Origin of the sequence: Streptomyces sp. WM6386 (assembly GCF_000972385.1) — a bacterium.
In the GTDB taxonomy this organism is placed as follows: Bacteria; Actinomycetota; Actinomycetes; order Streptomycetales; family Streptomycetaceae; genus Streptomyces.
Genome location: NZ_JXTE01000070.1, coordinates 41,751 through 61,777, shown reverse-complemented (window position 1 = coordinate 61,777; position 20,027 = coordinate 41,751). Strand labels below are relative to the sequence as shown.

18 protein-coding genes are annotated in these 20,027 nt (G+C 70.6%); 8 read left to right on the top strand and 10 right to left on the bottom strand.

The features are described from left to right. Positions 1-20: 20 nt before the first annotated feature. Positions 21-1,175: a magnesium and cobalt transport protein CorA gene (locus TN53_RS32895; protein WP_046262422.1), complete on the bottom strand. Its 1,155-nt coding sequence runs from the start codon at positions 1,173-1,175 to the stop codon at positions 21-23. A gap of 145 nt (positions 1,176-1,320) precedes the next feature. On the opposite strand from TN53_RS32895, the gene TN53_RS32890 reads away from it, so the two are divergent. Then, a complete protein-coding gene (locus tag TN53_RS32890; RefSeq protein WP_046262421.1) occupies positions 1,321-2,424 on the top strand; it encodes a winged helix DNA-binding domain-containing protein in 1,104 nt (367 codons plus the stop codon). A gap of 91 nt (positions 2,425-2,515) precedes the next feature. Here TN53_RS32890 and TN53_RS32885 read toward each other — a convergent pair whose 3' ends face one another. From TN53_RS32885 to TN53_RS32875, 3 genes are all read right to left on the bottom strand, one after another. Next, positions 2,516-3,307, bottom strand: coding sequence for a S1 family peptidase (locus TN53_RS32885; protein ID WP_046262420.1), 792 nt, complete (start codon positions 3,305-3,307; stop codon positions 2,516-2,518). Between the two features lie 224 nt (positions 3,308-3,531). Next, entirely contained in the window at positions 3,532-6,345 is a 2,814-nt protein-coding gene (locus TN53_RS32880; RefSeq protein ID WP_046262419.1) for a helix-turn-helix transcriptional regulator, read from the bottom strand. A gap of 144 nt (positions 6,346-6,489) precedes the next feature. Beyond that, the gene (locus TN53_RS32875; RefSeq protein WP_046262418.1) at positions 6,490-7,314 is read right to left on the bottom strand and encodes a helix-turn-helix transcriptional regulator; all 825 of its coding nucleotides are present in this window, start codon (positions 7,312-7,314) and stop codon (positions 6,490-6,492) included. 114 nt (positions 7,315-7,428) lie between these two features. Here TN53_RS32875 and TN53_RS32870 point away from each other — a divergent pair, with 114 nt between their 5' ends. Beyond that, positions 7,429-9,093, top strand: a complete 1,665-nt coding sequence (locus TN53_RS32870) for an AMP-binding protein (RefSeq protein ID WP_046262417.1) — start codon at positions 7,429-7,431, stop codon at positions 9,091-9,093. Beyond that, entirely contained in the window at positions 9,090-10,676 is a 1,587-nt protein-coding gene (locus tag TN53_RS32865; RefSeq protein ID WP_046262416.1) for an AMP-binding protein, read from the top strand. The genes TN53_RS32870 and TN53_RS32865 overlap by 4 nt, the downstream gene beginning before the upstream one ends. Here TN53_RS32865 and TN53_RS32860 read toward each other — a convergent pair. Next, entirely contained in the window at positions 10,673-11,176 is a 504-nt protein-coding gene (locus TN53_RS32860; RefSeq protein ID WP_046262415.1) for a GNAT family N-acetyltransferase, read from the bottom strand. The two genes, TN53_RS32865 and TN53_RS32860, sit on opposite strands and share 4 nt — an antisense overlap. A 207-nt stretch (positions 11,177-11,383) precedes the next feature. Then, positions 11,384-12,064, bottom strand: a complete 681-nt coding sequence (locus TN53_RS32855; protein ID WP_046262414.1) for a hypothetical protein — start codon at positions 12,062-12,064, stop codon at positions 11,384-11,386. Positions 12,065-12,221: 157 nt separating this feature from the next. Here TN53_RS32855 and gcl point away from each other — a divergent pair, with 157 nt between their 5' ends. Continuing rightward, complete coding sequence (gene gcl / locus TN53_RS32850; protein ID WP_095046868.1) at positions 12,222-14,009, top strand: glyoxylate carboligase; 1,788 nt, start codon at positions 12,222-12,224, stop codon at positions 14,007-14,009. A gap of 254 nt (positions 14,010-14,263) precedes the next feature. Here gcl and TN53_RS32845 read toward each other — a convergent pair whose 3' ends face one another. The 4 genes from TN53_RS32845 to TN53_RS32830 all read right to left on the bottom strand — a co-directional run bounded on the left by TN53_RS32845 (position 14,264) and on the right by TN53_RS32830 (position 18,237). After that, positions 14,264-14,500, bottom strand: a complete 237-nt coding sequence (locus tag TN53_RS32845; RefSeq protein ID WP_046262412.1) for a hypothetical protein — start codon at positions 14,498-14,500, stop codon at positions 14,264-14,266. 287 nt (positions 14,501-14,787) lie between these two features. Continuing rightward, positions 14,788-16,245: a catalase gene (locus TN53_RS32840; RefSeq protein ID WP_046262411.1), complete on the bottom strand. Its 1,458-nt coding sequence runs from the start codon at positions 16,243-16,245 to the stop codon at positions 14,788-14,790. 195 nt (positions 16,246-16,440) lie between these two features. Continuing rightward, a complete protein-coding gene (locus TN53_RS32835) occupies positions 16,441-17,331 on the bottom strand; it encodes a 2-hydroxy-3-oxopropionate reductase (RefSeq protein WP_046262410.1) in 891 nt (296 codons plus the stop codon). Between the two features lie 48 nt (positions 17,332-17,379). Beyond that, positions 17,380-18,237, bottom strand: coding sequence for a TIM barrel protein (locus TN53_RS32830; RefSeq protein ID WP_046262409.1), 858 nt, complete (start codon positions 18,235-18,237; stop codon positions 17,380-17,382). A 138-nt stretch (positions 18,238-18,375) separates the two neighbouring features. On the opposite strand from TN53_RS32830, the gene TN53_RS32825 reads away from it, so the two are divergent. From TN53_RS32825 to uraH, 4 genes are all read left to right on the top strand, one after another. Then, positions 18,376-18,627 carry a thiamine-binding protein gene (locus tag TN53_RS32825; RefSeq protein ID WP_046262445.1) on the top strand — a complete coding sequence of 84 codons (252 nt, stop codon included), beginning with the start codon at positions 18,376-18,378 and terminating at the stop codon, positions 18,625-18,627. Further along, positions 18,624-18,992, top strand: coding sequence for a helix-turn-helix domain-containing protein (locus TN53_RS32820; RefSeq protein WP_046262408.1), 369 nt, complete (start codon positions 18,624-18,626; stop codon positions 18,990-18,992). The genes TN53_RS32825 and TN53_RS32820 overlap by 4 nt, the downstream gene beginning before the upstream one ends. 123 nt (positions 18,993-19,115) lie before the next feature. Beyond that, the gene (gene uraD / locus TN53_RS32815; protein ID WP_046262407.1) at positions 19,116-19,625 is read left to right on the top strand and encodes a 2-oxo-4-hydroxy-4-carboxy-5-ureidoimidazoline decarboxylase; all 510 of its coding nucleotides are present in this window, start codon (positions 19,116-19,118) and stop codon (positions 19,623-19,625) included. Positions 19,626-19,631: 6 nt separating this feature from the next. Further along, positions 19,632-20,024, top strand: coding sequence for a hydroxyisourate hydrolase (uraH, locus tag TN53_RS32810; RefSeq protein ID WP_046262406.1), 393 nt, complete (start codon positions 19,632-19,634; stop codon positions 20,022-20,024). Positions 20,025-20,027: the final 3 nt, after the last annotated feature.

The window sequence follows — 20,027 nt, the reverse complement described above, 5'->3', positions numbered from 1 at the left end:
CTGAGCTCGGCAAGAGGGACTCAGAGCCAGTCCCGTCGCTTGAAAATCAAGTACAAACTGACGCAGACCACCCCCATCAGGCCGATCGCCAAGGGGTATCCGAAGCTCCAGCCCAACTCGGGCATGTCCTCGAAGTTCATGCCGTAAATAGTTCCGACCAGTGTTGGAGCAAAGAGAATCGCCGCCCACGACGAGATCTTCTTGATCTCCTCGTTCTGCTCGAACCCCGCCTCCGCCAGCGCCCGCATCTCCGCGTTCTGCTGCTGGGTGACCAGCGTCGCGTTCACGGTGAGGATCTCGGTGAGGGCCAGGCGGAAGCCGTCGACGCGTTCGCTGGTGTGGGTGACGTGGTCGGCGACGTCGCGGAGGTAGCGCTGGAGCTCGTCGTCGGTGCCGTACTTGGAGAAGCCGGCCATCAGACCGTGCAGCATGCCGACCAGGGGGCGGGTGGCGCGCTGGAACTCGACCATTTCGCGGGAGAGTTCGTAGATACGGCGGGAGACTTCCGGGTCCCCGCGGAAGACCTCCGTCTCGATCTCGTCGACGTCGTTCTGGACCCCCGACACGACCGGTAGATAGCCGTCCACCACCGCGTCGAGGATGGCGTACAGGACCGCCTCCGGGCCCAGCCTCAGCAGTTCCGGTGTCTCCTCCATACGGCGGCGCACCGCCGACAGGTCGGGTGCCGCGCCGTGCCGGACCGTGATGACGAAGTCGGGACCGAGGAAGACATGCAGCTCGCCGAAGTCGACCTCCTCCGAGGCGTCCAGATAGCGGGCCGCTCGCAGGACGACGAAGAGTGTGTCGCCGTAGCGCTCCAGCTTGGGTCGCTGATGGGCCTCCAGCGCGTCCTCGACCGACAGCGGGTGAAGGTCGAACTCGGCGGCCAGGGAGAGGAGTTCGGTCTCGGTGGGGCGGGCCAGACCGATCCACGCCATGCCCGAGGGCTGCTCGCGCAGCTCACGGAAGGTGTCGGCGAGGGTCGCGGGGGAGGAGACCCGGACACCGTCCCGGTACAGGGCCGCCTGGACGATGCTCGCCTGCTCGGGTTCCGTCTTTGTCGCCTCGGCCCGCCGCGCGGGCGGCTGCTCCGGCGGGGGTGGCGAGGTCAGGGCACGGCGCCAGGCGGACCTCCCCCGGCTCTTCGACGTCGGACTGCTGCGTCGCTCGGGCATCGCGGCTGCCTCCCGGATCGAGCCGACGGCTGTGTGATCACGGGCAGGATATACGGGGCATACGGCATCGGCGTGTCCCTGCGGGGCGGGAAACGGTGAGGCTTGCGGACAGAAGGTGTCCGCAAGCCTCAGTAGCGTGTTCCCCATGACGAAGACGACGGCCCCCGTGCTCGACACCCGCGCCCTCAACCGCGCGACCCTCGACCGGCAGCTGCTGCTGCGCCGCGCGGATCTGCCCGCCAAGGCGGCCGTCGAGCATCTGCTCGGCCTCCAGGCCCAGAACGTCAAACCCCCCTACTACGCGCTCGCGGCCCGTCTCGACGGCTTCGCCCCCGAGGAGCTGTCCGCCCTGATGGCCGACCGCGAGGTCGTCCGCATCGTCACCATGCGCTCCACCATCCACACCCACACCGCCGACGACACCCTCACCCTGCGCCCGCTGGTGCAGGCCGCCCGTGACCGCGAACTCACGCAGTTCCGCAAGGGGCTCCAGGGCGTCGACCTCGACCGCCTCGCCGTCCTCGCCCGCGACCTCGTCGAGGCCGAGCCCCGCACCATGAAGCAGCTGCGCGAGGAACTCCTCGCCGAGTGGCCGGACGCCGACCCGCAGGCCCTCGGGATCGCCGCCCGCTGCCGTCTCCCGCTCGTCCAGGTCACCCCGCGCGGACTGTGGGGAAAGAGCGGACAGGTCGCCCTCACCACCGCCGAGCACTGGCTGGGCCGCCCCGCCGAACCGGCCCCGGCACCGGACGCGACCGTGCTGCGCTACCTCGCCGCGTTCGGCCCCGCCTCCGTCAAGGACATGCAGACCTGGGCCGGACTGACCCGTCTGCGCGACGCCTTCGAGCGTCTGCGCCCGCAGCTGGTCACCTTCCGTGACGAGAACGGCGTCGAGCTCTTCGACCTCCCCGACGCGCCCCGCCCCGCCGCCGACACCCCGGCCCCGCCCCGCTTCCTCCCCGAGTTCGACAACCTCCTGCTCTCCCACGCCGACCGCACCCGCGTGATCCCGCCCGAGTACTGGGGGCGCAGCTGGGTCGGGAACATGGCGTACAGCACCCTCCTCGTCGACGGTTTCCTCGCCGGGGTCTGGAAGCTGGAGGAGGACGCGCTGGTCGTCGAGCCCTTCGGCACGCTCACCGAGGCACAGCGGGACGAGGTCACCGCAGAAGGAGTGCGGATGCTGGCCGTCATGCACCCCGGGTCCTCGTACGACATCCGCTTCGGGACCGTCGTACGGGAGTCCTGAGGACATGGATAGAGGGCGCTGCGGGCCGCTCGTGGAGGCCCGCAACGCCCCCTGGTTTTTCACCTGAGGGGTGCTCAGGAGAACTTCCGGGTTATGAGTTGACCTGCGTGGTCACCAGGCTCGAGAAGGTGGTCAGCCGGGTGTACACACCCGGGTAACCGGCCTGAGCGCAGCCCTCTCCCCATGAAGTGATCCCTGCCAGGACGCCCCCGATGAGCAGGGGACCGCCGCTGTCGCCCTGGCAGGTGTCTGTGCCGCCGGAGGTGTATCCGGCGCAAACCATGTCGGACGAGATGAAGTCCGAGCCGTAGCTGCTCGCGCAGCTGGAGTCGGAGACGATCGGCACCGTCGCGGTGCGCAGCTGGTTGGAGGAGCTGCCGTTCGACGACGTGGTGCCCCAGCCGAGGATGCGGGCCGTGGTGCCGGCCGCGTACACGCTGGTCTGGGACGAGGAGACGTACGACGCCGGGGTGTACGACATCGCCGTCGAGAGGGTGAGGACGGCCACGTCGTCACCGTTGGTGGCGTCCGTGTAGGACGGGTTGATCCAGATCTTGCTGACCCGGCTGACCGTGCCGTTCGTGCCGTTGAGGTAGGTGCGGCCGCCGACGACTCTCACGCTGCTGGTGGTCTCGCCGACCATACAGTGGGCCGCGGTCACGACCTTGGTGGAGGAGACCAGGGTGCCGCCGCAGAACTGGTTCTGCGAGGCGTCCGTGATCTGCATCATGAAGGGGTACGAGGTCGTCGTGGTGGTCGTACCGCCGACGATGGGCTGGGGAGCGGCGACGGCGTTGGGGGCGCCGATCAGTGCTGTCGCGGCGGCGGCAGCGGTCGCCGCGAGGAGCGCGGCGGTCTTCTTTGCGCGGTTGAGCCCGAACATGAGTCTCCTCAGTGGGGGTTGCCGGTGGGGGTCGCGCGGGTGTGGGGGGTGGTGTACGGGGGCCGCGGGACCGACCCCCGTATGCCCGGGCGAGCGGCACGTTCATAACCTAGAACTCGGAAGTTCCCCTTCCCAATGAGGGAACCCCCTAGGGGAGTTGGACAGGGAAAACCCTCGATGGGAGCACGGCACACCACCGCGGGGTCAGGAGACCCCGCGGATCCTCACTTGGTGCGGCGCCCCGCCGCCAGTCGCACGATGTCCACCCGTGATCGGATCCCCAGCTTGCGGTAGACCCGGGTCAGGGTCGCCTCGACCGTCTTGACGCTGATGAACAGCCGGGCGGCTATCTCCCGGTTGGTCGCGCCCTCCATGACGAGCGCGGCGACCTGACGCTCCATCGAGGCGAGACCATCCAGCGCGTCCGCCGTCGGTACGGGGGCGGACTGCTCCGGCGCGACGACCGGCTGGGCGGTCGCCGCGTCCACCTGACGCAGCCACGGCAGCGCCCGGCAGCGGCGGAACAGCCGTGCCGCCTCGTCGTACGACGCCGGTCTCGGCAGCCCGGTGCGCAGCTGGACCACCGCGAAGGCGGTACGGGCCTCCTCCAGGCCGTAGCCCAGCTTGGCCAGCCGGTCCTGCACCGACGTCAACCGGGCGAGCGCGGCCTCGTGTTCGCCGCGCGCGGCCCGCACCAGCGACTCCGCGCGGTCCAGCACGGCGAGCACGCTCTCGCGGCCGAGCCGCAGCGCCTGCTCGCGGGTCACGTCGACGACGTCCTGCGCCTCGCGCAGCTCGCCGATCCGGACGAGAGCCTCGGCCAGGTCGCCCTGCCAGCGGCCGCGCGCCGGGTCGGTGATGCCGAGACCGTGCTCCAGCTCCCGCACCCGGCGCAGCGAACGCACCGTTCCCTCCGCGTCCCCGGCCACCAGCTGGGCGTACCCGAGGGCGGCCAGGCCGCGCGAGACGTACATCTGGTCGCCGTCCCGCTCGGCGTGCTCGACCGCCTCCCGGGCCAGCTCCAGCGCCCGCTCGACATCGCCGCCGGAGGCCTCGCAGAGCGAGGTGAGCACGGCGGAGGCCACCTCGCCGATGCCGGTGTCCCGGGCCAGCATCAGGCTCTCCCGGGCGAGGTCGAGGGCGCGTCCGCAGTGCCCGGAGCGCAGCTCGGTCTCGGCGACCCCGCGCAGGAAGTGCACCTCGCTCTCGACGGACCCGCGGCGCTGCACCTCGCGCAGCAGCGCGGTGACCGTCGTGCGCGCCTCGGACAGCTGGTCGCTCATGATCAGCCAGCGGAACCGCGAGTAGCCGGCCCCGTTGTGATGGCACGCCACCCTGGGGTCCTGGGGTTCCTTCAGGGCGCGTTTGATGGTCGCGGGGGCGTCCGGGTGGCCCATCAGGGTCTCGATCTGGGCCTGGAAGGCGAGCGCCATCAGCTCGTTGTAGCGGTCGGCGGCCTGCGCGGCCAGCGCCGCCGAGTGCGCGGCCTCCTCGCGGGCCTGGTCGAAGTCGCCGTCCACGAGCAGGGCCCGCCAGGTCAGCTGGTAGTGGATCAGGGCGAGCAGCTTGGGGTCCTCGCCGGCGTCGGCGAGGGCCTGCGGGAAGACCGAGTCGACCTCCGTCATGGCGTGGCCCGCCGTGTCGATCACGATGATCCAGGCCCGCACCCGGTCCGCGGGCACGGTCGCCCGGGTGAGCACGTCGCGGGCGATGTCCCGGGCGAGGTCCAGCTCGCCCGCGGTGATCGCGTCCTCGGCGGCCTGGAGCCGGCGCGCGTCGGGGTCCGGGGTGCCGTCGGGCGGGGTGTGCCGGGCGGCGAGCAGTCCGAGGGAGGCGGCGACCGAAGGGGCCCCGCGGTCCCGGGCGAGGGCGGCGGCCTCGGCGAGGCTGTTGGCGGTCCTGGGGTCGGTGCCGGTGGTGGCCAGGGCGAGGTGCCGGGCCCGTTCGATCGGGTCGGAGGCCGCCTCGGACAGCGCGGCGTGCGCGGCCCGCCGTTCGTGTGCGGGCGCCTCCGCGTACAGCGCGGCCGAGATCAGCGGATGCGCGAACCGTACGGCGGGCCCCTCGGGTTCGGTGGCCAGCAGCCCGAGCGCCGCCGCCTGGGCGGTCTCGGCCTCCGCGTTCTCGCGGCCGGCCGCGCGCAGCAGGGCGGGGGTGGGGCGGGCGCCGGCGCTGGCGACGAGGAGGGTGCGACGGGCCTCGTCGGAGAGCATCTCCAGGCGGTTCAGGACGAGGGCGCGCAGCGAGGTGGGCACCGGCAGCGGCTCGCCCGGGCGGGGCGAGGTGGGGTTCTCGCTGAGGGCGCGGCCGAGTTCCAGGGCGAAGAGCGGGTTGCCGCCGCTGGTGCGGTGGATGTCGCGGACCGTGGAGCGGGGCAGGCCGGTGTAGCCGCGGTGGCCGAGCAGCTCGGAGACCTGGGTGCGGGTGAGCGGGTTGACGCGCAGGGCGAGGGTGTCCGGCGGGGACGCGCGTAGATGACGGTCGTACTCCTGGCCCTCGGTACGCACCGCGCTCAGCATGCGCACAGGTGTCTCACCGAGCCGGCGGGCGGCGAAGCCGAGGAGCTCGGCGCTGGCCGAGTCCAGCCATTGCACGTCGTCGGCGACGATCAGTACGGGTCCCTCGGCGGCGAGCGCGCGCAGCGCGGAGAGCACCGCGAGGCGCAGGGCGAGTCCGTCGCGCTGCAGGGTGGACTCGCCGCGGCCGGTGAGCGCCGACTCCAGGGCGGTGAGCTGGGCCGCGGGCAGCTTGCCGGACACCTCGTCGAGGACCAGACCGAGCAGGTCGGCGAGGGCGAGGAAGGGGAGGTGGGATTCGGACTCGGTGGCCGAGCAGCGCAGCACGGTGCGGGCCGCGCCGCCGTTTTCCGCGGCCAATGCCCGCAGGACGGTCGACTTTCCTATTCCGGCCGGGCCGTGCAGGAGCACGCTGCCGCCCCGGGCGAGCTGCTCACGGGCCTGGCCGAACACCTCGTCCCGGCCGATGACCAGGTCGGGGCGGCATCTGGCAGGCTCCTTGAAGTCCCGTCGCACGGTCACCGCTCCCCTCGTGTGTCGTGTCCGGGCCAAATTCTAGGCAAGGTCTCTTAGAAATTCGGACCGACGACGCGGTGAGGGAAATAACAACCTTGCAGCATGGAGAAATTCAAAGTGCCGCTCCATGAATGAATTGTCAACGCTGTGTTACGGCAGCACCCCCGCCCGGCGCGCCGCCACCACCGCCTCCCCACGGGTGTGCGCCCCCAGCCTCCGCATCGCCGAGCGCAGATAGCCCTTGACCGTCTCGGGCCGCAGCCCCAGTCGTTCGGCGGCCACCGCGTTCGTCGCCCCCGCGGCCACACAGGCCAGGACGTCCAGCTCACGGGGGGCGAGAGCGATGTCCTCGGCCGGTGCCCGGGGGGCCAGGAGTCCGCAGGCGTGCAGCAGTTCGGCCCGCAGCACCGGGTCGGTGATCCGCGACGCCAGGGCCCGCAGGGCCGCATGCGCTTCCCGCACCTGTTCCCGGCCCACGGGGTCGACCGTACGGGCCGCCTGCGAAGCCTCCACCAGCCCCCGCGCCTCGTCCCGCACCACCAGCGCCTGCTCCACGTCCCGCGCCGCGGCCACCGCCGCGCTCAGCGTGCGGTCGCCCAGCGGCTGGGCGGCGCGCAGCGCCCCGTAGAGCACGCCCCGCACCCGACGCCGTACGACCACGGGCACCGCCACGATCGCCCGCAGTCCCTCGGCGGCGACCGGCAGGTCGTACTCGTGGCTGATCTGCCGTGAGGAGGAGTAGTCCGTCACCGCGCAGGGACGGGCCAGGGCGACCGCCTTGCCGCCCAGGCCGCTGCCGGAGATCACCGCGAGCGAGCGGAGCGCGGCCGTGGCCGTGCCGCTCAGTTCACTGATGCGCATCTGCGGTCGCCCCGGCTCCACCAGCCCGCCGAAGGCGACGGGCAGCCCCGTCGTCCGCCGCAGCCGCGCCAGCGCACCGCGAATCTCCACCGTCCCGGCCGTGTCCACCGCCACGCATTCGTCCCTTCGCCGCAGCGCACACCCCCGTTCGGGGGTAGTGAGACCTGCATCACGGATTACACGATGGCAGAGAGCCGCCCGGCAATGGTCCGGCACAGAGGAGAAGACATGACGACGGCCGCCTTCCGCAGCGCGCGGGACTTCCTGCTGCAGCATCGCGAGGACTACGCGACGGCCTACGACGGCTTCGGCTGGCCCCGCCCCGACCGCTTCAACTGGGCGCTCGACTGGTTCGACGTCATCGCCGAAGGGAACGACAGGACCGCCCTGCACATCGTCGAGGAGGACGGCAGCGAGGTCCGGCTCTCCTTCGCTCAGATGTCCGAGCGCTCGGACCGCGTCGCCAACTGGCTGCGCGCGCAGGGTGTGGACGCCGAGGACCGCGTCCTCGTCATGCTCGGCAACCAGGCCGAGCTGTGGGAGACGGCCCTGGCGGCGATGAAGCTCCGCGCCGTCGTCATCCCGGCCACGCCGCTGCTGGGCCCCGCCGACCTGCGTGACCGGGTCGAGCGCGGCGGGGTCCGCCATGTGCTCGTACGCGCCGAGGACACCGGCAAGTTCGACGACGTGCCCGGCGACTACACCCGGATCGCGGTCGGCGGCGCTCCCCGGGGCTGGCGGCGCTACGAGGACGCCTACGAAGCCTCCCCGCGGTTCACGTCCGACGGCGAGACCCGGGCGGACGACCCGCTGATGCTCTACTTCACCTCGGGCACCACCGCCCGACCCAAGCTGGTCGAGCACACCCACACCTCGTACCCGATCGGGCACCTGGCCACCATGTACTGGATCGGTCTCCGGCCCGGTGACGTGCATCTGAACATCTCCTCGCCCGGCTGGGCCAAGCACGCCTGGTCGAACCTCTTCGCGCCGTGGAACGCGGAGGCGACCGTCTTCATCCACAACTACACACGCTTCGACGCGGCCCGCCTGATGGCGGAGATGGACCGCGCGGGCGTCACGACCTTCTGTGCCCCGCCGACCGTCTGGCGCATGCTCATCCAGGCCGATCTGACCCAGCTGCGGACACCGCCGCGCGAGGTGGTGGCCGCGGGGGAGCCGCTCAACCCCGAGGTCATCGAGCAGGTGCGCCGGGGGTGGGGCGTCACCGTCCGGGACGGCTTCGGGCAGACCGAGACGGCCGTCCAGGTCTCCAACAGCCCCGGCCAGCCGCTGAAGACGGGCTCCATGGGGCGGCCGAGCCCCGGCTACCGGGTGGAGTTGCTGGACCCGGTGAGCGGCGCGCCCGGAGCCACCGAGGGCGAGATCGCGCTGGACCTCTCGGCGCGGCCCGTCGGGCTGATGACCGGCTACCACGGCGACGCCGACCGTACGGCGGAGGCGATGGCCGGCGGCTACTACCGCACCGGGGACGTCGCCGCGCGGGACGAGGACGGCTATCTGACGTACATCGGCCGCAGCGACGACGTCTTCAAGGCCTCCGACTACAAGATCAGCCCCTTCGAGCTGGAGAGCGCCCTGCTGGAGCACGAGGCGGTGGCCGAGGCGGCCGTCGTGCCCGCACCGGACGAGCTGCGCCTCGCCGTGCCCAAGGCCTACGTCGTCCTCGCCGAGGGCTGGGAGCCCGGGCCCGACACCGCGAAGGTGCTCTTCGAGCACTCCCGTGACGTCCTCGCCCCCTACAAGCGCATCCGCCGTCTGGAGTTCGCGCCGCTGCCCAAGACCGTCTCCGGCAAGATCCGCCGGATCGAGCTGCGCGAGGCCACGGCCGCCGGCTCGGACGCCGAGTACCGCGAGGAGGACTTCCGATGACAGCCCTGTCGTACAGCCACGGAACGAGCGGGACTTCGCTGCTCGGCGACACGATCGGCGCCAACCTGGACCGGGCGGTGGCGAATTGGCCGGACCGGGAGGCGCTCGTCGACGTGCCGTCAGGGCGGCGCTGGACGTACGCCCAATTCGGGGCCGACGTCGACGAGTTGGCGTACGCGCTGCTCGCGAGCGGTGTCGCCAAGGGTGACCGGGTGGGCATCTGGGCGATCAACTGTCCCGAGTGGGTGCTGGTCCAGTACGCCACCGCCCGCATCGGCGCGATCATGGTGAACATCAACCCGGCGTACCGCACCCATGAGGTCGAGTACGTCCTCAACCAGGCCGGGGTCCGCCTGCTCTTCGCCTCCCTCGGTCACAAGAGCAGCGACTACCGCGCGATGGTGGAGGAAGTGCGGGGCAGGTGCCCGCAGTTGAGGGAGACCGTGTTCATCGGGGACCCGGGCTGGGACGCGCTGATCGCGCGGGGGACGCCGGTGCCGTACGAGGAACTGTCCTGCGACGACCCGATCAACATCCAGTACACCTCGGGCACGACGGGCTTCCCCAAGGGGGCGACCCTCTCCCACCACAACATCCTCAACAACGGCTACTTCGTGGGCGAGATGATCGCCTACACCGAGCAGGACCGGATCTGCATCCCCGTGCCCTTCTACCACTGCTTCGGCATGGTCATGGGCAACCTGGCGGCCACGTCCCACGGTGCCTGCATGGTGATCCCGGCCCCGTCCTTCGACCCGAAGGCCACCCTGGAGGCGGTCCAGCAGGAGCGCTGCACCTCGCTGTACGGCGTACCGACCATGTTCATCGCGGAGTTGAACCTCCCCGACTTCGCGTCGTACGACCTGTCCTCGCTCCGCACCGGGATCATGGCGGGCTCGCCCTGCCCGGTGGAGGTGATGAAGAGGGTGGTCGGCGAGATGAACATGGCCGAGGTGTCGATCTGTTACGGCATGACGGAGACCTCGCCGGTCTCCACGCAGACCCGGCGCGACGACGACCTGGAACACCGCACGGGTACGGTCGGCCGCGTCCTGCCGCACGTCGAGGTGAAGGTCGTCGACCCGGCCGGTGTGACCCAACCCCGGGGCACGGCAGGAGAGTTGTGCACCCGCGGCTACAGCGTGATGCTCGGCTACTGGAACGAGCCCGAGAAGACCGCCGACGCCGTCGACGCCGGGCGCTGGATGCACACGGGGGACCTCGCGGTGATGCGGGAGGACGGGTACGTCGAGATCGTCGGCCGGATCAAGGACATGATCATCCGGGGTGGCGAGAACATCTACCCGCGCGAGATCGAGGAGTTCCTCTACGCCCATCCCAAGATCGCCGACGTCCAGGTGGTCGGCGTACCGCACGAGCGCTACGGCGAGGAGGTGCTGGCCTGTGTCATCGCGCGCGACCCGGCGGATCCGCCGACGCTGGAGGATGTGCGGGCCTTCTGCGAGGGGCGGCTGGCCCACTACAAGGTGCCGAGCCGGCTGCAGGTGCTGGAGTCCTTCCCGATGACGGTGTCCGGAAAGGTGCGCAAGATCGAGCTGCGGGAGACGTACGCGGCGGACTAGTCCCGGCGCATGCAGACCCTGGGCCACCGGTCGAGGCCGAGCCCGGCCTCATGGGCGCGGATCTTCCGCAGCCCCGGGGTGAGCTCGGCCTCCTCCAGGACGCGGAAGCCGAGGCGCTCGTAGTACGGGGCGTTCCACGGGACCTCGGCGAAGGTGGTGAGGGTGAGAGCGGCCAGGCCCTCCTCATGGGCGCGCTCGTCGGCGTACGAGAGGAGGGTCCGGCCGATGCGGCGGTGCGCGAAGTCGGGGTGGACCGAAATCTGCTCGATGTGCAGGGCGCCGTCGACGGGCTCGGCAATGAGGTAGGCGGCGAGCCGGTCCTCTGCGTCGACGGCGACCCAGGCCCGGCCGGCCCGGCGGTACTGCTCCAGCACGTCCAGGGAAGGCGGCTCGTCGTCGGCGATCGTCGCCATGCCGAGGCCGCGGAAGGGGGCGCCGGCGGCGCGCTCGATGCCCTGGAGAGCGGGGATTTCGGCGGCCGTGACGGGGCGGATACGCATCCGGCGAGTATGCCGGAGCGGGCGTCCGGGCGCAGTGGGGATTAGGTGGCCCGCATCGCGCGCCCGCCCCCGTGGGCGGGGCGGGCGGCGATTGGCAGATCTGTCCCAGCCTCGCCCGCAAACCCGCAGGTGACGACCTCCGACCCTGGGACGAATCTGCCATTCCCTCGTGCCCGGCCCTGCCCGCCCCGCCCGTCCGGCCCCGGCCTACGTCCCCGTCGAGTCCAGGTCGTCCGCCAGGCTGTTCACCGGCTGTGGGGTTCCCGTCAGGTCCAGGACGAACAGGGGGACCCCCAGGGCGTCGGCCACTGGGCGGGCCTCCGTGGCGTAGCCGGCCAGGGAGAAGTAGACGCAGGTCGCGGATTCCGTCATGGCCGTCAGCCACAGGCACTCCACGTCGCGCAGGGAGGCCGGGCGGACGGTCGGGTCGACCTGGGCGAGGAGGCCGCGGGCGGCGATGCCGATGCCGTTCGGGGGGCGTTGGTCGGCGCGGCGGATGTCGCGGTAGCCGAGCCAGCGGAGGTAGAGCGCGGCGGCCGTCACCGCGTCGCGTGCCGTGCGGATCGTCACCGGCTGGAAGGCCCGCCGCGGGGTCGGCTCGACCCGCTCGACGGCGGCGCCCGCCGTGACCGGGATCCGCAGCACCGTCCCGCACGGGCAGCCCAGTTCCGGATGCGGCCACTCGCCCCGGCGGCCGCAGGAGGCGCACAGCACGGTGACCCAGTCGTCCTCCCAGGAGCGGTGCGAGATCGCCGTCGCCCGGGCACGCGGATCCAGCGGCGGCACCACGGGTGTGCCACACGTGCACGGATACTCCGGCGCCGTGAAGAGGTGCTCGCGCCGGCAGACCGGGCAGCGCACCGCCACGCTCTCGGACATGGAGCCCATCGTCCTCCAGGAAGCCCCCGCTTGTCCGTCTCTTGACGACCTACGCCTCCCCACCTACATTGCTTCCAGATAGTAGAAATTACTTTCCGCATTACGGAAGTACTCACGGCGGGGCGCGACGGGAGTACACGTCCGACAGCCGAAGCAGGAGTACTCAATGGCTCGTATGACCGCTGCCCGCGCGGCAGTCGAGATCCTCAAGCGCGAAGGCGTCAGCAACGCGTTCGGCGTGCCGGGCGCGGCGATCAACCCCTTCTACGCGGCGCTCAAGGCCTCCGGCGGGATCAACCACACCCTCGCCCGCCATGTCGAGGGCGCCTCGCACATGGCCGAGGGGTACACACGCACGCAACCGGGGAACATCGGTGTCTGCATCGGTACCTCCGGTCCCGCCGGCACCGACATGATCACCGGTCTGTACTCCGCGATCGGGGACTCGATCCCGATCCTGTGCATCACCGGTCAGGCCCCGACCGCCCTGCTCCACAAAGAGGACTTCCAGGCCGTCGACATCGCCTCCATCGCCAAGCCGGTGACCAAGATGGCCGTCACCGTCCTGGAGGCCGCGCAGGTTCCCGGCGTCTTCCAGCAGGCCTTCCACCTCATGCGCTCCGGGCGTCCCGGGCCCGTCCTCATCGACCTGCCGATCGACGTCCAGCTGACCGAGATCGAGTTCGACCCGGAGACGTACGAGCCGCTCCCGGTCTACAAGCCGGCCGCGAGCCGCGCCCAGATCGAGAAGGCCCTGACCTTCCTCCTGGAGTCCGAGCGTCCGCTGATCGTCGCCGGCGGCGGCATCATCAACGCCGACGCCTCCGACCTGCTGGTCGAGTTCGCGGAGCTCACCGACACCCCGGTCGTGCCCACCCTGATGGGCTGGGGCACCATCCCGGACGACCACGAGCTGAACGCCGGCATGGTCGGCCAGCAGACCGGTCACCGCTACGGCAACGCCACGTTCCTAGAGTCGGACTTCGTCCTCGGCATCGGCAACCGCTGGGCCAACCGGCACACCGGCTACAAGCTGGACGTGTACCGCGAGGGCCGCAAGTTCGTCCACGTCGACATCGAGCCGACCCAGATCGGCAAGATCTTCGCCCCGGACTACGGCATCGCCTCCGACGCCAAGGCCGCCCTGGAGCTGTTCGTGGAGGTCGCGCGCGAGCTGAAGGCGGCCGGCAAGCTGCCCGACCGCTCCGCGTGGATCGCCTCGCACCTGGAGCGCAAGGGGTCCCTGCACCGCCGTACGCACTTCGACAACGTGCCGATGAAACCGCAGCGCGTCTACGAGGAGATGAACAAGGCGTTCGGGCCCGACACCCGCTACGTCACCACCATCGGCCTCTCCCAGATCGCCGGCGCGCAGATGCTGCACGTCTACAAGCCGCGCCACTGGATCAACTGCGGCCAGGCGGGACCGCTCGGCTGGACCATCCCCGCGGCCCTCGGTGTCGCCACCGCGGACCCGGAGGCCCAGGTCGTCGCGCTCTCCGGTGACTACGACTTCCAGTTCATGATCGAGGAACTGGCGGTCGGCGCGCAGCACCGCATCCCGTACGTCCACGTCCTCGTGAACAACGCCTACCTCGGGCTGATCCGGCAGGCGCAGCTCGGTCTGGACATCAACTTCCAGGTCAACCTGGAGTTCGAGAACCAGAACTCGCCCGAGCTGGGCGTGTACGGCGTCGACCACGTCAAGGTCGCCGAGGGGCTGGGCTGCAAGGCCATCCGCGTCACCGAGCCCGACCAGCTCCTGCCGGCCTTCGAGGAGGCCAAGAAGCTGGCCGCGCGGTACCGGGTGCCGGTCGTCGTCGAGGCGATCCTGGAGCGCGTGACCAACATCGCGATGAGCCCGACCGCCGACATCAGTGCGGTGAAGGAGTTCGAGGAGATCGCGACCGAACCGGGCCACGCGCCCACCGCGATCATCCCGATCAAGGCCTGACCGGCCGCACAGCTCCACCGCTCTCCCGAGGGGGCGGCCCGACCGGGGGGTTGGGCCGCCCCCTCGGCACGTCCCCCCGGTGTGGATCCCCCCGCCGGGGCCCGCCGCCCCCGTGCCGGCGGGCCCCGTGCAGACGAGAATGTGCCCGCACCCGGGGGCTGTTGAAGCCCCCGGAGGCGGGTTCAGAGGTTGATTTGAGGGTTCCGTAGCCCGCGTACGCCCGGTGGCGTAGGCGGGCCGAGTGCGTACGGTGCTCAGTGCTCGTGGTGCTCGGACAGGCCCGGCCAGTCGTCCGGGCCGCCGCCCTGCCATTCGACGATGTCGCTCACCTCGACCTCGACCACGTCGAGATCGGCGAGGCGCAGCAGCTCCACGACGTCGTCCAGGTGGGAGGCGACACCGAGGTTGTGGTCGTCCGCGGTGACCCGCCGGGAACCGTCCAGGGCCGGCGAATGCACCACGACGTGCGGATGGTGCGCTGGATGTGCCATGCCTCCAGCGTCCTGCGCGAACGCCGGGCGCGCACCCCGGAGACGGCAAAGAGCGCCCGCACGGGACCGTCCGTGTCAGGCGCTCTTCGTCTTTGCTGGGACCGCGGCGGCAGCGACGGAGCCGGGATGCCCTTCCCTCAGGTCGAGAAGGGGGTCCGGTCCTTCACCACCGCACTGGCTCGCACGCCGCCGCGGTCCGCACCCTGCCCGTGCCCCGTACCGAGGACCACCCCTCATCCGGGTCTCTCGGCGTTCGGGCGCGAGCAGGGAGCTCTTTCCAGGGAGGCTCAGTCCTCGCGCAGGGCGCGGACCGCCTCCTCCACGCGCTTGCCGTACTCCGGGTCGGCGGCGTGGAAGTGGGCCAGGTTCTTCTCGATCACGTCGTCGCGGGAGACCTGCGAGAGGCCACCGGCGATGTTCGCGACCAGCCGGGACTTCTCGTCCTCGGACATCAGGCGGTACAGCTCACCGGCCTGGAAGAAGTCGTCGTCCTTGGTGTGCTGCGGGGCCTCGTGCGTGCCCGTCCAGCCGTTCAGGGCCAGCGGCGCCGACAGCGGGCGGCCTGTCTCGACCGGGCCGTCGTAGGAGTTCGGCTCGTAGTTCTTCGCCGCGCGGCCCTGGGAGTTGGACGCCATGAGACCGTCACGCCCGTAGTTGTGCGCGGTCGTCGCCTTCGGGGCGTTCACCGCGAGCAGGGTGTGGTTGACGCCCAGACGGTAGCGGTGGGCGTCCGCGTAGGCGAACAGCCGGCCCTGGAGCATCTTGTCCGGCGAAGGACCGATGCCGGGCACGAAGTTGTTGGGGGAGAACGCGGCCTGCTCGACCTCGGCGAAGACGTTGTCCGGGTTGCGGTCGAGGACGAGGCGGCCCACGCGCTGCAGCGGGTAGTCCTGGTGCGGCCACACCTTGGTGAGGTCGAAGGGGTTGAAGCGGTAGTCCGCCGCCTCGGCCGCCGGCATGATCTGCACGTACAGCGTCCAGGACGGGTTCACGCCCCGCTCGATGGCCTGCAGCAGGTCCGTCTGGTGCGAGCCCGGGTCCTTGCCCGCGAGCTCGGCACCCTGCTCGGCGGACAGGGAGCGGACGCCCTGGTTCGTCTTGAAGTGGTACTTGACGAAGAAGGCCTCGCCCTCGGCGTTCGTCCACTGGTAGGTGTGCGAGCCGTAACCGTTCATGTGGCGGTACGACGCCGGGATGCCGCGGTCGCCCATCAGCCAGGTGATCTGGTGCGTGGCCTCGGGGGAGTGCGCCCAGAAGTCCCAGACGTTGTCCGGCTCCTGCCTGCCGGTGAACGGGTCGCGCTTCTGCGAGTGGATGAAGTCCGGGAACTTGATGGGGTCCTTGATGAAGAACACCGGGGTGTTGTTGCCGACGAGGTCGTAATTGCCCGCCTCGGTATAGAACTTGAGCGCGAAGCCGCGCGGGTCGCGCACCGCGTCCGCGCCGCCGAGCGAGTCGGCCACGGTCGAGAAGCGCAGGAAGACCTCGGTGCGCCTGCCCACCGAGCTCAGGAAGTCGGCGTACGTGAAGCCGGTGACGTCGTCCGTCACCTCGAAGTAGCCGTACGCGCCGGAGCCACGGGCGTGCACCACGCGCTCCGGGATGCGCTCACGGTTGAAGCGGGCGAGCTTCTCCAGCAGGTGCTGGTCCTGGAGGAGGAGCGGACCGCCGGCGCCGGCGGAGGCGGAGTTCTGGTTGTCGGCGACCGGGGCGCCGGACTCTGTCGTGAGCACGCGCTGCGACATCAAGGACCTTCCGTACGAGAGTCAGCGGAGGCTTCGGAAAGGAACTTCCGCTTTGTGGAGCCTAGGTTTGGGGTGATCTGGACGTCAACACTTTGTTGAAGATGCTCGGTCTTTTGTCGAGGTTGATTCCGGGCGGCGTCGCCGCTTGGGCGCGACAGGACAGTTGTCAGCGGCGGCGCCGCCCGGGGTCTTCGGTCAGACCTGGGCGCCGGAGAGGCGCTCCACGGCCCGAAGCAGTGCGGAGTGGTCCAGTCCGCCGTCGCCCTGCGCACGCAGCGAGGCGACCAGCTGGGCGACGACCGCGCCGACGGGCAGGGCCGCGCCGACGTTGCGGGCGGCGTCGGTGACGATGCCCATGTCCTTGTGGTGCAGGTCGATGCGGAAGCCCGGCTTGAAGTCGCGGCCGAGGAAGTTGTCCTTCTTGCGGGTCAGCACGGTCGAGCCCGCGAGTCCGCCGTTCAGGACGTCCAGCGCGGCCTTGAGGTCCACGCCGGACTTCTCCAGGAAGACCACGGCCTCGGCGCACGCCTGGATGTTCACGGCGACGATCAGCTGGTTGGCGGCCTTCACGGTCTGGCCCGAGCCGTGCGGACCGCACAGCACGATGGTCTTGCCGAGGGCGTCGAGGATCGGCTTGGCGGTGTCGAAGTCGGCCTGCTCGCCGCCGACCATGATGGACAGCACGGCCTCGATGGCGCCGGCCTCGCCGCCGGACACCGGGGCGTCCAGGACGCGGACGCCCTTGTCCTTCGCCGCCTTCGCCAGGTCGACCGAGGTCTGCGGGGTGATCGAGGACATGTCGATCAGCAGAGCGCCGGACCTCGCGTTCTCCAGGATGCCCTCGGGGCCGTAGGCGATGGCCTCGACCTGCGGGGAGGCCGGCACCATCGTGATGACCACGTCGGCGTCCTTGACTGCCTCGGCGATCGAACCGGCGACCGTCCCGCCGGCGGCGGCCAGGCGGTCCAGCTTGTCCTGCTCCAGCGTGAAGCCGGTGACGTCGTAGCCCGCCTTGATCAGGTTCTCGGACATGGGGGAGCCCATGATGCCGAGGCCTATCCACGCGATCTTGGGGAGGTTGCTCATGATGGGGGTGCCTCTCTCGGAAACTTCTCTACGTCTGCGGGGTGGCGCTCAGCGGGCCGCGCGGGCCTCGGCCGGCAGCCATGCGAAGGCCTCGGAGCTCGGACGGTCGCCCGGCTTGTACTCCAGGCCGACCATGCCCTCGTAACCGGCCTTCCTCAGCTGGTCGAGCAGCTCTTCCAGCGGCAGCGTCCCCGTGCCCGGCGCGCCGCGGCCCGGGTTGTCGGCGATCTGGACGTGGCCGGTCTTCGCGGCGAACTCCTCGATCACCGACGGCAGGTCCTCGCCGTTCATGGACAGGTGGTAGAGGTCCATGAGGAAGCGCGCGTTGTCCAGTCCCGTCGCCTCGTTGACCTTGTCGACGATCCCGACGGCGGCCGGCGCCGACACCAGCGGATACAGCGGCGACTCGGGCTTGTTCAGCGCCTCGATCAGCAGGATCGCGCCGATCCGGTGGGCCGCCCGCGCCGCGAGGACCAGGTTCTCCAGGGCGAGCGCGTCCTGCTCGGCCGGGTCCACGCCCTCGACGCGGTTGCCGTACAGGGCGTTGAGCGCCTTGGTGCCCAGCGACTGCGCGAAGTCGGCGGCCACGTCGATGTTGGCGCGGAACCGCTCCGACTCCTCGCCCGGGAGCGACAGGGCGCCGCGGTCCGGGCCGGGCAGCCGGCCGGCGTAGAAGTTCAGCCCCGTGAGCTGGACGCCCGCGTCCTCGATCGCCTTCCTCAGGGCGTCGAGCTCGGACTGCTCGGGGGTGGGGGAGCCGATCCAGGGCCACCACAGCTCGACCGCGGTGAAGCCCGCCGCGGCGGCGGCCGCGGGGCGCTCCAGGAGCGGGAGTTCCGTGAAGAGGATCGACAGGTTGACGTTGAAGCGCTGCTCTGCGCCTGTGCCCAATTCAAAAGCCGGCATGTGGACCTGCGCTCCCCTCCGTGGCGAGTGATTCCGTATTGCGGAAGTTTGTTTCTGCCTAATGGAAGATTGCCGTCGGGTGTCGTCGCTTGTCAAGAGGGGTCGGCGGAAGTCCGTGCCGCGCGTTAGGTTGTGCGCGTGCGATTGAGAGTGGAGTTCACGACCGAGCCGTTCGACCTGGACGAGGCGCCCGCGCACGCGGTCGCGGCCCGCGAGGTGGTCGAGAGTGCCGAACTCGACGCGGTGGACGTCGGCCCGTTCGGCAACACGGTGGAAGGCGGTGCCGACGCCGTGCTCACCGCTGTCGACGCGCTGCTGCGCAAGTCCCTGGCGGCCGGCGCCACCCGGGTCTCGCTCCAGGTCAATGTGATCGGGGAGGGCGAGCAGTGACCGGCACGGGGGACGAGCCCTTCATCACGGCCGTGAAGCCGCTGGTCGACGCCATGGGCGGGGAGATGGTCCCGCCCGACGAGGCCGGCCCCGACGACGTCGTGCTCAGCTGGGGCGGCTCCGACGTGGTCGCCGTACGCCTGCCGCAGCTCGCGGACTCCCTCGATCACATCCTCGCCGCCATGGAGCGCAAGCAGGGCAAGCCGCTGGCCGACCTGGACCGCAAGGCCAAGCAGGAGGTCGTACGGATATTGGAGGCGCGTGGCGCCTTCTCCGTACGGCATGGCGTGGAGACCGTGGCGAGCGCGCTCGGGGTGAGCCGCTTCACGGTCTACAACTACCTCAATCGCGACAAAGATGTCTGACCTGCACCTCCGCGGGCTTCGTAACCCGGAATTTTCAACAAAGTGTTGACGTCGGGTATCGAAGGGCGTTAGCTAACGGAAGCCCGTTCAGTACGAAGGCCGTTCGCGGCCACGGAGGCTCCCGTGACTTCGACTTCCACGCCGCCGGGCCTTACCCGGTTCAACGCCCTCGAGGAGCATGCGGCCTTCGTCGCTCTCCACGAGGCGTGTGCCTCCACGGCATGGGCGCAGCGGCTGCTCGCCGCCCGCCCGTATCCCACCGTCGACACCCTCTACGCCGCCAGTGACGCCGCCATGGCCGAGCTGACCACGGCGGATCTGGAGGAGGCGATGGCCGGGCACCCGCCCATCGGCCGCCCCAAGGAGGGCGACCCGACCTCGGCGCGGGAGCAGCGCGGCATGGCCGGCGCCTCCCAGGAGCTCAAGGCGGAGTTGCTGGAACTGAACCTGGCCTACCAGGAGAGGTTCGGCCATGTCTTCCTCATCTGCGCCACCGGCCGGACCGGCGAGCAGATGCGCGACGCGGTCAAGGAGCGGATCGGGAACTCGCCGGAGCAGGAGCGGGAGATCGTCCGCACCGAGCTGGGCAAGATCAACCGTATCCGGCTCGCCCGACTCGTCGAAGAGGACTGACGCAGCATGAGCACCACGACCACCGCCTCGGTGTCCACGCACATCCTGGACACCAGCATCGGCCGCCCCGCGCAGGACGTCGCCATCCAGCTCACGGCCCGCAGCGGCCGGGATGCGGACTGGCAGGCGCTCGGCGGCTCCGCGACCGACGCGGACGGGCGGTGCAAGGACCTCCCGGCCCTGCCGGAGGGGACCACCCACGTACGGCTCGACTTCGCGGTCGAGGCGTACTTCGAAAAGAAGCAAGCCGATGCGCAGCAGGACGCCCCCGCGAGTCGGGACAGCGGTGCCGTGTTCTTCCCCGAGGTGGCGATCACCTTCGCCGTGCAGCCCGGGGAGCACTACCACGTACCGCTGCTGCTCAACCCGTTCGGCTACTCCGTTTACCGAGGGAGCTAGCTA